Annotated in this window: 11 protein-coding genes and 1 pseudogene; 7 read left to right on the forward strand and 5 right to left on the reverse strand. The window is 65.7% G+C overall.

Annotation, left to right across the window (positions count from 1 at the left end; all coding sequences use genetic code 11):
* Positions 1 to 19: 19 nt before the first annotated feature.
* From hemQ to A5658_RS06470, 4 genes are read right to left on the reverse strand one after another with little or no spacing between them, the layout of a single operon-like run.
* Complete coding sequence (hemQ, locus tag A5658_RS06455) at positions 20 to 715, reverse strand: hydrogen peroxide-dependent heme synthase (RefSeq protein ID WP_067332443.1); 696 nt, start codon at positions 713 to 715, stop codon at positions 20 to 22.
* A 5-nt stretch (positions 716 to 720) separates the two neighbouring features.
* A complete protein-coding gene (locus A5658_RS06460) occupies positions 721 to 2,094 on the reverse strand; it encodes a protoporphyrinogen oxidase (protein ID WP_067332445.1) in 1,374 nt (457 codons plus the stop codon).
* The gene (gene hemE, locus A5658_RS06465; protein WP_067332447.1) at positions 2,091 to 3,140 is read right to left on the reverse strand and encodes a uroporphyrinogen decarboxylase; all 1,050 of its coding nucleotides are present in this window, start codon (positions 3,138 to 3,140) and stop codon (positions 2,091 to 2,093) included. Before hemE ends, A5658_RS06460 begins: the two co-directional genes overlap by 4 nt.
* Before the next feature lie 58 nt (positions 3,141 to 3,198).
* Entirely contained in the window at positions 3,199 to 4,545 is a 1,347-nt protein-coding gene (locus tag A5658_RS06470) for a DUF2254 domain-containing protein (RefSeq protein ID WP_067332778.1), read from the reverse strand.
* 141 nt (positions 4,546 to 4,686) lie between these two features.
* Between A5658_RS06470 and A5658_RS06475 the strand changes: the two genes are divergently transcribed.
* From A5658_RS06475 to A5658_RS06485, 3 genes and pseudogenes are all read left to right on the forward strand, one after another.
* The gene (locus A5658_RS06475; protein WP_067332449.1) at positions 4,687 to 5,499 is read left to right on the forward strand and encodes an enoyl-CoA hydratase/isomerase family protein; all 813 of its coding nucleotides are present in this window, start codon (positions 4,687 to 4,689) and stop codon (positions 5,497 to 5,499) included.
* Positions 5,500 to 5,592: 93 nt separating this feature from the next.
* Positions 5,593 to 6,230 (forward strand): annotated as a pseudogene (locus A5658_RS06480) (DUF3000 domain-containing protein).
* A 1-nt stretch (position 6,231) separates the two neighbouring features.
* Positions 6,232 to 7,500, forward strand: a complete 1,269-nt coding sequence (locus A5658_RS06485) for a ribonuclease D (protein ID WP_067332454.1) — start codon at positions 6,232 to 6,234, stop codon at positions 7,498 to 7,500.
* A gap of 68 nt (positions 7,501 to 7,568) precedes the next feature.
* Here A5658_RS06485 and dxs read toward each other — a convergent pair whose 3' ends face one another.
* Positions 7,569 to 9,488: a 1-deoxy-D-xylulose-5-phosphate synthase gene (dxs, locus tag A5658_RS06490; RefSeq protein ID WP_067332456.1), complete on the reverse strand. Its 1,920-nt coding sequence runs from the start codon at positions 9,486 to 9,488 to the stop codon at positions 7,569 to 7,571.
* Between the two features lie 349 nt (positions 9,489 to 9,837).
* Between dxs and A5658_RS06495 the strand changes: the two genes are divergently transcribed.
* The 4 genes from A5658_RS06495 (at position 9,838) to A5658_RS06510 (ending at position 13,693) form a co-directional block, all read left to right on the forward strand.
* Positions 9,838 to 11,139: an SLC13 family permease gene (locus A5658_RS06495; protein WP_067332458.1), complete on the forward strand. Its 1,302-nt coding sequence runs from the start codon at positions 9,838 to 9,840 to the stop codon at positions 11,137 to 11,139.
* A gap of 28 nt (positions 11,140 to 11,167) precedes the next feature.
* On the forward strand, positions 11,168 to 11,608 hold the full coding sequence (locus tag A5658_RS06500; RefSeq protein ID WP_067332460.1) for a CBS domain-containing protein: 441 nt from the start codon (positions 11,168 to 11,170) through the stop codon (positions 11,606 to 11,608).
* A gap of 116 nt (positions 11,609 to 11,724) precedes the next feature.
* Positions 11,725 to 12,174 carry a CBS domain-containing protein gene (locus tag A5658_RS06505; protein WP_067332461.1) on the forward strand — a complete coding sequence of 150 codons (450 nt, stop codon included), beginning with the start codon at positions 11,725 to 11,727 and terminating at the stop codon, positions 12,172 to 12,174.
* A 229-nt stretch (positions 12,175 to 12,403) separates the two neighbouring features.
* Entirely contained in the window at positions 12,404 to 13,693 is a 1,290-nt protein-coding gene (locus tag A5658_RS06510; protein ID WP_067332463.1) for an SLC13 family permease, read from the forward strand.
* Positions 13,694 to 13,785: the final 92 nt, after the last annotated feature.

Here is a 13,785-nt window from a genome sequence, read left to right on the forward strand (position 1 = left end):
TCTCCCCCTCTGCTGCGCCTTAGGGCAGCGAATTGACCAGCTGCTCGACCGGCACCCGTGGCCCGGTGAAAAACGGCGTCTCTTCGCGGGTGTGACGTCGCGCATCGGTAGCCCGCAGTTCGCGCATCAGGTCGACGATGCGATGCAGTTCCGGCGCCTCGAACGCCAGCAGCCATTCGTAGTCGCCGAGCGCGAACGCCCTCACGGTGTTGGCTCGGACGTCCTTGTACTCGCGGGCCGCCATGCCGTGCTCGGCGAGCATCCGGCGGCGCTCCTCGTCGGGCAACAGGTACCACTCGTAGGATCGAACGAATGGGTAGACGCAGACGTAGTTGCCCGGCTCCTCGCCGGCCAGGAACGCCGGGATGTGGCTTTTGTTGAACTCGGCCGGCCGGTGCAGCGCGACGCTGCTCCACACCGGTGTCGACGCCCGACCCAGGGCGGTGGTGCGGCGAAAGTCCTCGTAGGTGGCCTGCAGCGCCTCGACGCGTTCGGCATGGGTCCAGATCATGAAGTCGGCGTCGGCGCGTAGACCCGCGACGTCGTACAGACCGCGGACCACGACCCCCTGGTCCTCGCGCTGCTTGAAGAAGGTCACCGTCTCGTCGACGACCCCTTCCCGCTGATCGCCGAGCTCACCGGCACGGACCGCGAACACCGAGAACATCAGGTATCGGACGGTCGAGTTCAGAGCGTCATAGTCCAAGCGAGCCATGAGAACTATCGTGCCACGGGCGATTCGACGGCCCGGACCGCGGCAGCCGCAGCCCGCCCGGCAGCGCCGATACAAGCCGGGACTCCGATCCCGTCGAGGTAACTGCCCGCCACCTGACACGTCGGCGGCAGACCGGCGCGCAGTTCGGCGACCAGCTGGCGGTGCCCGGGCCCGTATTGCGGCATCGCGTCGGGCCATCGCTGCACGTGGACGTCGACCGGGTCGACGTTGAGTTCGAAAACGGTGGCCAGGTCTTCCAACCCCCACGCCAGCAGTTCGTCGTCGGTCGCGCGGGTCGCGAGGTCGTCCCCGAAACGTCCGAACGACAGCCGCAACAGCTCGACGTCGGTACGCCGTCCCCATTTGCGCGACGACAGCGTTATCGCCTTGGCGTGCAACCGTTCTCCGCTGGCTACCAAAACACCGGAGTTCTGCGGGAAAGCAAGCCCGCGGGGCACAGCCATTGCCAACACCGCCGAAGAAGCACACTCGATGCGGCCGGCCGCCGCCGCGGTGCGCGGGGCGACGGTATTGACCAGCCCGGCAAGCTGTCTCGCCGGTACGGCGAGGATCACCGCGTCGGCGTGCCACTGCTCACCGGTGGCGTCGCGCAGCGTCCAGCCCTGCCCGGCGGCGTCGATCCCCTCGACCGCGGCCTGCGCCCACTGGAAACGGCCGCGGCGGACCAGTTCCTGCACCAGCACGGTGTATCCCCCGCCGACCGCGCCGAAGATCGGGCCCGCGGTGATGCTGGTGAGCGCCTGACGGACTGCGTCGGTCACGCTCCTGGCGCCGGAGTCCAAGCCGGCCGCCAGCGTCGGGGCGGCCGAACGCAGACCGATGGTTGCCGACGATCCCGCGTACACCCCGCTGAGCATCGGATCCACCGACCGGGCCACCACCTGCTCGCCGAATCGGTCCACCAGCAGATCGGCGACGGCCGGGTCATCGCCGGCGCGCCAATTCAACGGCTGATCGGGTTCGGCGGCGATGCGGGCCAGCGTCTCGTCGTTGACCAGGCCGGCCATCGACTCCGCCGACGAGGGGATGCCGTTGAGCGTCCCGGTCGGCAGTGGGTGCAGCCGGGCCTGGCTGTAGATCAGCGGCCGCGCACCGGTGGTGCCGAGCTGCTCGTTGGCTAGCCCCAATTCGGCCATCAGTGCGGGCATTTCGGGTCGGCGCACCACGAACGCTTCGGCGCCGACGTCGACTGCGACATCGCCGACCCGCTCGGTGCGCAGCACGCCGCCGAGTCGGTCCGACGGCTCGAACAGCGTGATGTTCGCCTGGTCACCGACGGCCTGACGCAGCCGGTAGGCGGCGGTGAGGCCTGAAATCCCGCCACCGACAACGCAATACGAGGGCTTGGCAGGGGTCATAAGGAATGGATCAGTGCGACCAGGTCGGTGAGAATCGCGGGGTCGGTCTCGGGCAGCACACCGTGGCCGAGGTTGAAGATGTGCCCGGCCGCGCCGGCGTCGACGGCGCGGCGCCCGTCGTCGACCACGGTACGCGCAACCTGTTCCAGCGTCGGCCAGCCGGCCAGCAGCACCGCCGGATCGAGGTTGCCCTGCAACGCCTTTCCGCTCTCGACCCGCGCCGCGGCGTCGACGAGCGACGTCCGCCAGTCGACCCCCACCACCGTCGCACCCGCGCTCGACATCGCGCCCAGGAGCTCGGCGGTGCCCACCCCGAAGTGCGTCATCGGAACACCGCGATCGGCGAGTGCGGCGAACACCCGCGAGCTGTGCGGCAGGACGTATCGGCGGTAGTCGGCCAGCGACAGCACACCGGCCCACGAATCGAACACCTGAATCGCGTCCACTCCTGCGTCGAGCTGCACCCGCAGGAACGCGACGGACAGCTCGGTCAACTTCTCCATCAGCGCGTGCCAGCAGTCAGGCTCGGCCAGCATCATCGCCTTGGTCTTGGCGTGGTTGCGGCTCGGCCCGCCCTCGACCAGGTAGGACGCCAGCGTGAACGGCGCGCCGGCAAAACCGATCAGCGGAACCTGACCCAGCTCGCGCACCAACAACGCGACCGCGTCCGAAACCGGTTGCACACCGCCCGGATCGAGCGGCCCCAGGGCGTCGACGTCGGCGGCGGTGCGCACCGGTGCCGCGATGACCGGTCCGACATCGGCGACGATGTCCACATCGACGCCGGCCCCGCGCAGCGGAACGACAATGTCGGAGAACAGAATTGCGGCGTCGACGTCGTGACGGCGGATCGGCTGCAGCGTGATCTCGGCGATCAGATCGGCGTCGAAGCAGGCTTCCATCATGGTGTTCTGGCTGCGCAGCTCGCGGTATTCCGGCAGCGACCGGCCGGCCTGGCGCATGAACCACACCGGCACGCGACTGGGTTTGCGGCCGGTGGCCGCGGCCAGATACGGCGAGTCGGGAAGGGTGCGGCGGTCACTCATCAGCCTCAATGCTGCCACGGCACGGGAGGCGTGGTTCAGGCGGCGCGGCAGAGTGCCTTCATGCCGGCATTTTTGCCGCATAACTGGCGGCGACGGCGTTGTATCGAAGTTCCACGCCCGCGTGGTCAAGTTGTTCTGAGACCGTTTCGAGGCTGGCGCGATGGACCATATTTGCCTGATCCATCAGGACTTCGGCGTGGCGTGGATCTTTCGTCTGGTCCATGATCGCCTTGAGCGCCTCGAGTAGCCGCATGAACAATGCGGGCATGCCGCTACTGGCCTGGCGGATCTTGTCGAACGATCGTCGCATGAGGTTTTCGTAGCTGACTTGCTCGCAGATGACGCGTATTCGTCCGGCGCGGTCGCGGTAGGCCGGTGCGGGCGTCCACACTTGAGAAAGCCGGCACAAGGTGTTACCGAGCCAGTCCACGCACGTCATCGCCGTGTAGGTGTCGTTAACCGCGGGCGACAGTGCGCGGATGGCTATTTCGACGAGTTGATCGACGGCGAAGGCGGGATCTTGGGCGAGCGTGCGGACCGGTCCGGTGACCTGGGCCCGCTTCAGGCAGCGGGCGACCGCTTCGGCGGCGTGCGGCGGCCATACGCGGACAAGCTCGCTGCCCTCAACCAAGAAGTGGCCGGGTCGATACGGCACGTGTATCACCCCATCGAACTCCGACGCCAGCCGAACCAACTTGTCGTAGCGGATCGCTTGCAAATAGCCGCCTTTGGGTGTGGGCACGCGCGACCCTGATGACTCGACGGTGGCAATCAATCCGCTGATCTCTTCGGCATCATCTGGGTCGGATTGCCGTCTCATCCGTATGTCTGGCCGCCGCACTCGGAGGTAGCGCCCCAGGTCGCCCGCGATGTTGGCGATGACAAACGGGAGCTGGATCGCGATGGCGATGTGATGCAGAAAATAGATGAGCACCGCCAAATCGACCAGCACCAGCACGAACACGATCGAGACCGAGAAGTGCGGCACGAACTCGCCATGCTCGCCGGGCCCGACGGCCAACAACACGAGCACGCAATACACCGCTGTCGCCACAAAAGTGCCGAGGGTTAATTGCGTACCGCGATCGCGAATGAAGTTGCGCAGCATCCGGGGCCCGAACTGGGTAGATGCCAGGGTCAGCGTGACGATGGTGACCGAGAAATTGATACCGATCACCGTCATGATCGCGGCTGCAACCGCCAACAGGATTTCGCGTGCGGTGTCGGCGCTGCCGGCCTCGACCCAAGCAGGCAAGGTGAAGACGTGGTGGTAAACCGCCCGATCGACTTGCAAGGTCGCCCAGAACAGCGCGATCGCGGCGAACACCTCCATGGTGGGTATCAACCAGAAGTTGGTCCACAACACTTCGCGTCGGTACTGCGACAGTCTCACTGTTGATCGCACCACCTGAGGTTAGCCATCAGGCCCGAACGCGTTGCGGACGTTTGGCCTCCTCGTCATCGACACGCCGACTTTTAGTCACCGACAAACCCATGCGTAATCTCGTCGTCGGTAATGCCCGTGAGCCAGTCGTCAGGAGCCCGGATGCCAGTTCGCCACCCAGCTGTCAGCTACGACGAGTTCCCCAGCCTTCGCTTCGAACGCGCCGAGCACGGTGTTTTGCACGTCGTCCTCGACTCGCCCGGACTCAACTCGGTCGGTCCGCAGATGCACCGCGACCTCGCCGACATCTGGCCCGCGATCGGTCGAGACCCCGAGGTGCGCGCGGTCCTGGTCCGCGGGGAGGGCAAGGCGTTCTCGTCCGGAGGCAGCTTTGACCTGATCGACGAGACGATGGGCGGGTTCGACGACCGGATGCGCATCATGCGTGAGGCTCGCGACCTGGTGCTCAACATGGTCAACCTGGACAAGCCGGTGATCTCGGCTATTCACGGCGCGGCGGTGGGCGCGGGCCTGGTGGTGGCGCTGCTCGCCGACGTCTCGGTGGCCGGGCGCAACGCCAAGATCATCGACGGGCACACCAAGCTGGGCGTTGCCGCTGGCGACCATGCCGCGATCTGCTGGCCACTGCTGGTCGGGATGGCCAAGGCCAAGTACTACCTGCTCACGTGCGCGCCGCTGTCCGGCGAGGAAGCCGAGCGCATCGGGCTGGTGTCGCTGTGCGTGGATGACGGCGACGTGCTCGAGACGGCCACCCGGATCGCCGGCGAGCTGGCGCAAGGGGCCCAGTCGGCGATCCGGTTCACCAAACACAGCCTCAACCACTGGTACCGGATGGCCGCGCCCGCCTTCGAAACCTCCCTTGGCCTGGAATTCCTCAGTTTCAGCGGGCCCGACGTGGCCGAAGGTCTCGCCGCCCACCGGGAGAAGCGACCGGCCCGCTTCACCGCCGACTAACGATGGCGCTGCACACCACTTTGACGGCGCCTGTCGGGCCCAAACGGCGCGCCTGTGTCCGCGTGTCGGCGGATAGGTCTAGCGTCAAACGCTGTGAACCGCCAGCAACGCTGCGAGGCGGGGCGAAGCGACGAGGAGGTGCGGCGCCCATGACAGCAGCCGAGCCGGCCCCGTTTCGCGATGCCGTGGAGGCGATGAGCGGGGCCACCGTCCGAGCCGAGATCGAGCTGGGCCCCATCCGGCCACCGCAACGGCTTGCGCCCTACAGCTATGCGCTGGGCGCCGAGGTGAAACGCCCCGAGGTCGACGTCGTCCCGGAGCGGTCTGACGGCGACGCGTTCGGCCGGTTGATCCTGCTGTACGACCCGGAGGGCGCCGACGCATGGGACGGCACCATGCGGCTGGTCGCCTACATCCAGGCCGACCTGGATTCCAGCGAAGCCGTCGACCCGTTGCTGCCGGAGGTGGCCTGGAGTTGGCTGGTGGAGGCGCTGGATGCGCGCGCTGAACAGGTCACCGCGCTCGGCGGCACCGTGACCGCCACCACCTCGGTGCGCTACGGCGACATCTCCGGACCGCCGCGGGCTCACCAGCTGGAGCTTCGGGCGTCCTGGACGGCACTCACCACCGACATCGGCACCCATGTCGAAGCGTTCTGTGAGGTGCTCGAGCACGCCGCCGGGCTGCCGCCGGTCGGGGTGACGGATCTGGGCACCCGGTCCCGCGTCTGAGATGGTCGAGGCGACCGCCGAAACACCGGACAACGCGGAACCAGAAGTAACGCCGCTGCTTGCACCTGCCGACGGTGTGCCCGCTCTGTCGACGAGTCCCGCCGAGATCGCCGCCGCCGCAGAACTGCTCGCCAGTGGCAGCGGCGCGTTCGCCGTCGACGCCGAACGTGCCTCGGGGTTTCGTTACTCCAACCGCGCCTACTTGATTCAAATTCGGCGAGCCGGCGCCGGCACCGTGCTGATCGATCCGGTCAGCCATGGCGGCGACCCGCTGACCGTGCTGCGGCCCGTCGCCGAGGTGCTCGCCGAAGACGAGTGGATTCTGCACGCAGCCGATCAGGACCTGCCGTGCCTCGCCGAGGTCGGCATGCGACCGCCAGCGCTCTACGACACCGAACTCGCGGGGCGACTGGCCGGTTTCGACCGGGTCAACCTGGCGGCCGAGGCGCAACGGCTGCTCGGGGTGGGCCTGGCCAAGGGTCATGGTGCCGCGGACTGGTCTCGGCGGCCGCTACCGGCCGCGTGGCTCAACTACGCGGCGCTCGACGTCGAGGTGCTCGTCGACCTGCGCGATGCGATCGCGGCCGTACTCGCAGAGCAGGGCAAAACCGCTTGGGCCGCAGAAGAATTCGACTACCTTCGGAGCAGCGCCGGCCAGGGCCCGCCGACCACCCGCCGGGACCGCTGGCGCCGCACGTCCGGCATCCACAAGGTGCGCACCCAGCGCGGTCTGGCCGCGGTGCGCCAATTATGGCTCGTGCGAGACGAAATCGCGCAACGGCGCGACATCGCACCGGGCCGCATCCTGCCCGACTCGGCGATCATCGATGCCGCAGCCGCCGACCCGAAGACCCTTGACGACTTGGTCGCGTTGCCGATCTTCGGGGGAAAGAGGCAACGTCGCAGCGCGTCCACCTGGCTGGCGGCACTCCAGGCCGCACGCGAAAATCCCGTTCCTGCAGAGGAAGTCGAACCTCTCAACGGTCCGCCGCCGCCGGCGCGGTGGGCCCGCCGGCGGCCCGAGGCCGCCGCGCGACTCGACGCAGCCCGTGCCGCCCTGCGCGAATTGTCCGAGCGAGTGGGGGTGCCGACCGAGAATCTGGTCACGCCTGAGTTGGTTCGGCGGCTGTGCTGGGACTGGGAGGGCGGTGACGAGCAGGTGATCGACGGATTCCTGGCCGCCGGCCAGGCCCGCAGCTGGCAGCGGGAGCTGACGGTGCCCGTGTTGGCCGAAGCCCTGAAATCTCCACCGCAACCTGCCGAGACTTAAGCCATTGCGAATCTCGCCGGCGTGTCGTGGCAACGGTTTACGTGTCGCGAAGCCCTCGCGTCGCTGGATCAGTCCAGGTGCTCGGTGATTGCGGCACCGGAGTCGACGCTGTCGCCCGAGAGCGCCGCGATCCAACCGGTGATGCGGCGCGCGACGTGCTGATCGGTCAGTCCGGCGTCGGCCAGCACCTCGCCGCGCGACGCATGCTCGAAGAACTGTTGCGGCAGACCGACATCGCGGCATGGCACATCGGTCTCGGCGGCCCGTAGCGCGGCCGACACGGCGGAGCCGACACCACCGGCCACCCCGTTGTCTTCCAGCGTGACAACCACTTTATGCGCGATCGCCAACTCCCCCAACGCCTCTGACACGGGCAGCACCCACCGCGGGTCGACCACCGTCACCCCGATGCCCTGATCGCGCAGCCGCTCGGCCACCGCCAGCGCCATCGACGCGAACGCTCCGACAGCCACCAACAGCACGTCCGCACCGAGGCCGTCGGCGGGCACCGCCAGCACGTCTATCCCGGAATGTTGTCGCACTGCCGGGATGTCTTCGCCGACATCACCTTTCGGGAACCTGATCACCGTCGGGCCGTCGTCGACGGCCAGTGCCTCGCCGAGCTCCTCACGCAGGCGGGCGCCGTCGCGGGGCGCGGCGACCCGGATGCCGGGAACGATGCCCAGGATCGACATGTCCCACATGCCGTTGTGGCTGGGCCCGTCGTTGCCGGTGACCCCGGCCCGGTCGAGCACCATCGTGACCGGCAGCTTGTGCAGCGCGACGTCCATCATGATCTGGTCGAACGCCCGGTTGAGGAACGTCGAGTAGATCGCGACCACGGGGTGCATGCCGCCCATCGCCAGCCCGGCCGCCGACGTCATCGCATGCTGCTCGGCGATGCCGACGTCAAACAGCCTGTCTGGGAAGCGTGCTCCGAACGCGCTTAATCCGGTCGGCCCGGGCATGGCAGCGGTGATCGCGACGATGTCGCGGCGCTTGGTCGCCTGCTCGATCAGCGACTCCGAGAAGGTGGCCGTCCAACTCGGCCCGGGAACCTTGGTGGCCAAACCGGTCACCGGGTCGATCACCCCGCACGAATGCATCTGCTCGGCCTCGTCGTCCTCGGCCGGGCCATAGCCCCGACCTTTCTGTGTGACGACGTGCACCAGCACCGGGCCGTGGAATCCGCGCGCCCGCCGCAGCGCGGCCTCGACCGCGTGCTCGTCATGGCCGGCGACCGGACCCAGGTATTTCAGCCCGAGGTCGGTGAACAGCAACTGCGGCGAAAGTGCGTCCTTCACGCCGGCTTTCACGCTGTGCATGAACTGGTAAGCCAGGTCACCGAAGAACGGCATGCCGCGCACCGCACTGCGGCCGCGCTCCAACAGATGTTCGTAGCCGGGTTGCAGTCGCAGCATGGCCAGGTGGTTGGCCAGGCCGCCGAAAGTCGGCGCGTAGCTGCGACCGTTGTCGTTGACCACGATCACCACCGGCCGCCGCGCCGCCGCGATGTTGTTCAAAGCCTCCCAGCACATTCCACCGGTGAGTGCGCCGTCGCCGACGACCGCGACCACGTGCCGGTTGCGATGTCCGGTCAGCTCGAACGCCTTGGCCAGCCCGTCGGCGTAGGACAGCGCGGCGCTGGCGTGGCTGGACTCGACCCAGTCATGCTCGCTCTCCGAGCGCGACGGATATCCCGACAGCCCACCCTTTTTGCGCAGCGTTTCGAAGTCCGCGGCGCGGCCGGTCAGCATCTTGTGCACGTAGGCCTGGTGACCCGTGTCGAAGACGATCGGGTCGTGCGGCGAATCGAACACCCGATGCAACGCCAGGGTCAGCTCGACGACCCCGAGATTGGGGCCGAGGTGGCCGCCCGTCGCCGCAACTTTATGGATCAGGAAGTCGCGGATCTCGGCGGCCAGATCGCGCAGTTCGGCTTGCGAGAGGTGCTGCAGATCGGCGGGTCCACGGATCTGTTCAAGCATTGTGTCAGTGTACGCAGAGCCCCCAACTAGCCACGCGGACCTGCGCAGATACCCGACCTCATAGCATGCCCGCGCTCAGAAACACCACAGGCAAGCCTGCTAACGTAAGCCCCCGGTGTGCCGGGAAGCCTGGTCGGCGTTCTTTGACGTGCTGTTCGAGTCTTCCCGCAATTACGGACCATTCGGGAGTGCGGCATGACTTGCTCGATCAGCGCCACCGCGCTTAGGCGACAGACGTCAGGGTTGAACGACGTGATCATGACGTCACGCCCATTGGCTGCGGCGCCCGGGCTTTGAGAGCCACTGATCCGTCCATGCCGAGCAGCGCACACGCCCGACAGGACATCCGATGAGTAGCGCCCTGTTCCACTCCATCTATGCGTCGGTGGTGTTCGTGGTCTGCTACGTGCTGATCACCACGGAGCGCTTCAACAAGACCAAAGTGGCGCTGGCCGGCGCGGTCTTGATGTTCTTCTTGCCGCTTATCAGTTCCGAGGATGTCTTCTACTCCCGGGACACCGGCGTGAACTGGGACGTTCTGTTCCTGCTGCTCGGCATGATGATGATCGTCAGCGTGGTGCGTCAGACCGGTGCGTTCGAGTACGTCGCGATCTGGTCGGCCAAGCGCGCCAAGGGATCTCCGTTACGCATTCTGATCTTGCTGATCCTCGTCACGGCGCTCGGCACCGCTGTCCTGGACAACGTCACCACGGTGTTGTTGATCGCACCGGTCACCTTGCTGGTGTGCGACCGCCTCGCGATCAACCCCGCGCCGTTCCTCGTCGTCGAGGCGATCGCCGCCAACATCGCCGGCGCAGCAACCCTCGTGGGTGACCCGACCAGCATCATCATCGGTACCGGAGCGCACCTCAGCTTCATCGAGTTCAGCGCCAACATGGCACCGGCGGTGGTGCTCGTGCTCTGCGGACTGATCTTGATCCTGCCGCGGCTCTACCCGGGCTTCTTCGTCGCCGATGCGGCGCGGGTGGCCGACGTGATGGCGCTGAATGAACGCGAAGCGATCCGTAACCCGAAACTGCTCAAGCAGTGCTCGATCGTTCTGGTCCTGGTGTTCGTCGGATTCGTCTTGCATCAGCAGATCCATATGGAACCGTCGATGGTCGCCATGGCCGGCGCCGGAATCCTCATCTTGATCACGGGCATCGAGCGTGAGTTCTACCTGGCAAGCGTCGAGTGGGAGACGTTGCTGTTCTTCGCCGGGCTGTTCGTCATGGTCGGCGCCCTGGTGCGAACCGGCGTGATCAAGGAGCTGGCACAGTTAGCCGCCCATGTCGCGCAGGGAGACGCGTGGAAGGCGACGCTGCTGCTGCTGACCATTTCGTTCACGTTGGGCAGCGTCATTAACAACGTTCCGTACGCGGCCGCGATGACGCCGATCGTCGCGCAATTCGCTGACTCAATCCCCGGGCACGCAAGCTCCGGCGTGCTGTGGTGGGCCCTGCTGCTGGGCACCGTGCTCGGCGGCAACCTCACCCCGGTCGGCGCCAGCGCGAATATCGTCGCGGTCGGGATCGCGCAACGTTCAGGCCATCCGGTTTCGTTCTGGGACTTCACCAAACGCGGGGTGGTTGTGACGGCGATGTCGTTCGTGCTCTGTCTTGGCTATCTGTGGCTGCGCTACTTCGCCTAGCGGCGAGATTTGGTCGTATGGTGGCCTAGTGCGGGCAAAGGACCTCGACGAGCAGTTTCCGATCGTGCAGATGGATTCCGACGCCATGGACGCCGCCCGGATGATCGCGGAGCACGGTCTGCCCGGCCTTGTCGTTGCAGACGCTTCGCACAAGCCCTATGCGATGATTCTGGCTTCCGAGATGCTGCATTTCGTCTTACCGCGCTACGTGCAGGCTGACGTCACGCTGGCCGGCGTGCTCGGGGACGCTCTGGCCGATCACGCACAGAACTTGACCGGCAAGACGGTGGGCGACCTGTTACCGAAGGACCTGCGCAAAGTTCCGTCCGTCGATGCGCGCGACGGCGTGATCAAGGTGGCCGCCGAGATGTCTCAGCAGCGGTGCCAGTTGATGGCGGTGACGGAGAACGGAATCCTGCACGGTGCGATCACGGCATCACGTTTGTTGGCCGCGGCGCTCAAATCCTGAGTGCTGCTGGGCCCCCGCAAACCTGGGCGCGCTCACAGCGGCATCGAACGCAACCTGAGAATTCCCTAACACCTATCCCGATTACCGAATGCTCTCCGCGGAAGTATTGTGGCGGTGTGCGGGCAGAGGATCTCGACGAGAAGTTCCCAGTTGTAAAAATCGACTCAAACGCGCTAGACGCAGTCCGTCTGCTCGCTGAGCACCGGCTCAATGGACTGGTGGTCGTCACGGACACGTCGGAGACGCCGTTCGCGGTACTGCCGGCCTCACAAGTGGTGCGCTTCATCGTGCCGGGCTACGTGCAAGACGACCCCGGGCTGGCCAGCGTCGTCACCGAGACGATGGCCGACCACGCGGCGGAGAAGCTGAGCGGCAAGACCATCCGCGACATGCTGCCCAAGCAGCGGCAGCACATCCCGGTGGCCGAGGCTGACGACACCATCATCGAGGTGGCCGAGGTCATGGCTAGGCTCCGTAGTCCGCTGGTTGCGGTCGTCAAAGACGGCAAGCTGCACGGCGTGATCACCGCGTCCCGGTTGCTCTCGGCCGCCCTCAAAGAGGAGTAGGCCACAGTTCGCGGCGTCGTTGTCGCAGTTGTGAAGGACGCCTGGAGTTTTCGTTATTCGGCCGGTGCGGTACGCCATCATGGGACCCGCAATGAACCAGCGAACGGGCGCAGCACAGTGAACACAATCGTGTAATAGGGTAGGCCCGTGCCGAGATCGTCGTCGAGAGAATCCTGATTGTGAGCGCCGAGGCTCAGGGGATCTTGACCGGACGCAGCGACGGCGACCGATGACGTACTTCGCTATAGCCGTCTTTGTCGCGGCGTACGCATGCATCATCAGCGAGCGATTCAACAACACCACTGTTGCGCTGGTCGGCGCGGGTCTGATGATCACGTTGCCCGTGATCGAATCGCACGACGTGTTCTACTCGCAAGCCAGCGGAATCGACTGGGACGTCATCTTTTTGATGCTGGGCATGATGATCATCGTCAGCATCATGCGGCATACCGGAATATTCGAATACGTCGCGATCTGGGCCGTCAAGCGCGCCAACGGATCCCCGTTGCGCATCATGGTCCTGCTCATCATCATCATGGCGCTGGCTTCTGCTGTACTGCCCAATGTGGTCTCGGTGTTGCTGATCGCCCCGGTCACTTTGCTGGTGTGCGAGCGCCTGGCCTTCAACCCGGTCCCGCTCTTGATGGCCGAGGTGTTTGCCTCCAATATCGGCGGTACAGCCACGCTGGTCGGAGACCCGCCCAACATCATCATCGGCGCACGCAAGGGTCTGTCGTTCAACGCTTTTCTGTTCAACATGGCGCCGATCGTGCTGGTGATCCTGCTCGTGTTTGTCGCCATGCTGCCGGTAATGTTCCGCGGCCTGTCCGCCGCGGATCCCGACCGAGTCGCCGACGTGATGGCAGTCGACGAAAAGGAAGCCGTCCAGGACCGCGCACTGCTGTTCAAGTCCATTGCGGTGCTGTCGCTGGTCCTTGTCGGATTCATCGTCTCCGAGGCGATCCATATTCAGCCCGCATTGGTCGCGCTGTTGGGCGCCGGCGCCCTCATCCTGATCTCCAAACTGGACAAGTCGGACTACTTGGCCAACGTCGAGTGGGACACCCTGCTGTTCATGGTCGGCCTGTTCGTGATGGTCGGTGCGTTGTTCAAGACCGGAGTCATCAAGTCGCTCGGCCAGATGGCGGCCGACGCTACCGGAGGCAACGTCCTGGTCACGACGATGCTGATTCTGGGTGTCTCAACGTTGTTGTCCGGCATCATCGACAACGTTCCCTACGTGGCGACCATGACTCCGATCGTGGATCACCTGTCCTCTGCACTCCCGTTGCAAGACCACCACAATGTGATGTGGTGGGCGTTGGCCCTCGGTGGCGACTTGGGCGGAAACCTCACCGCCGTCGGGTCAAGCGCCAACATCGTGATGCTCGGCATCGCGTTGAAATCTGGCAACCCCATTTCGTTTTGGCAGTTCACTCGTAAGGGAGTAGTGGTAACTGCCATGTCCGCTATCTTGAGTGGCCTCTACCTGTGGTTGCGCTATTTCGTGCTGACCTGAGTTGCAGCCGGTGAGCGCCATGAAACTGGACGGGTGTAAGGATTTTTTTACGGCTAGGCCCGAAGTGCGCTGCGCAATTTACTATTACTCGC

It is taken from the genome of Mycobacterium sp. 1245111.1, assembly GCF_001673405.1.
Classification (GTDB): domain Bacteria; phylum Actinomycetota; class Actinomycetes; order Mycobacteriales; family Mycobacteriaceae; genus Mycobacterium.

Excerpts from the sequence above, each read along its gene's own strand:
- A5658_RS06485 (WP_067332454.1), top strand. The coding sequence starts at position 6,232 with ATGGTCGAGGCGACCGCCGAAACACCGGACAACGCGGAACCAGAAGTA.
- hemQ (WP_067332443.1), bottom strand. The coding sequence starts at position 715 with ATGGCTCGCTTGGACTATGACGCTCTGAACTCGACCGTCCGATACCTG.
- hemE (WP_067332447.1), bottom strand. The coding sequence starts at position 3,140 with ATGAGTGACCGCCGCACCCTTCCCGACTCGCCGTATCTGGCCGCGGCC.
- A5658_RS06510 (WP_067332463.1), top strand. The coding sequence starts at position 12,404 with ATGACGTACTTCGCTATAGCCGTCTTTGTCGCGGCGTACGCATGCATC.
- A5658_RS06495 (WP_067332458.1), top strand. The coding sequence starts at position 9,838 with ATGAGTAGCGCCCTGTTCCACTCCATCTATGCGTCGGTGGTGTTCGTG.
- A5658_RS06460 (WP_067332445.1), bottom strand. The coding sequence starts at position 2,094 with ATGACCCCTGCCAAGCCCTCGTATTGCGTTGTCGGTGGCGGGATTTCA.
- A5658_RS06475 (WP_067332449.1), top strand. The coding sequence starts at position 4,687 with ATGCCAGTTCGCCACCCAGCTGTCAGCTACGACGAGTTCCCCAGCCTT.
- dxs (WP_067332456.1), bottom strand. The coding sequence starts at position 9,488 with ATGCTTGAACAGATCCGTGGACCCGCCGATCTGCAGCACCTCTCGCAA.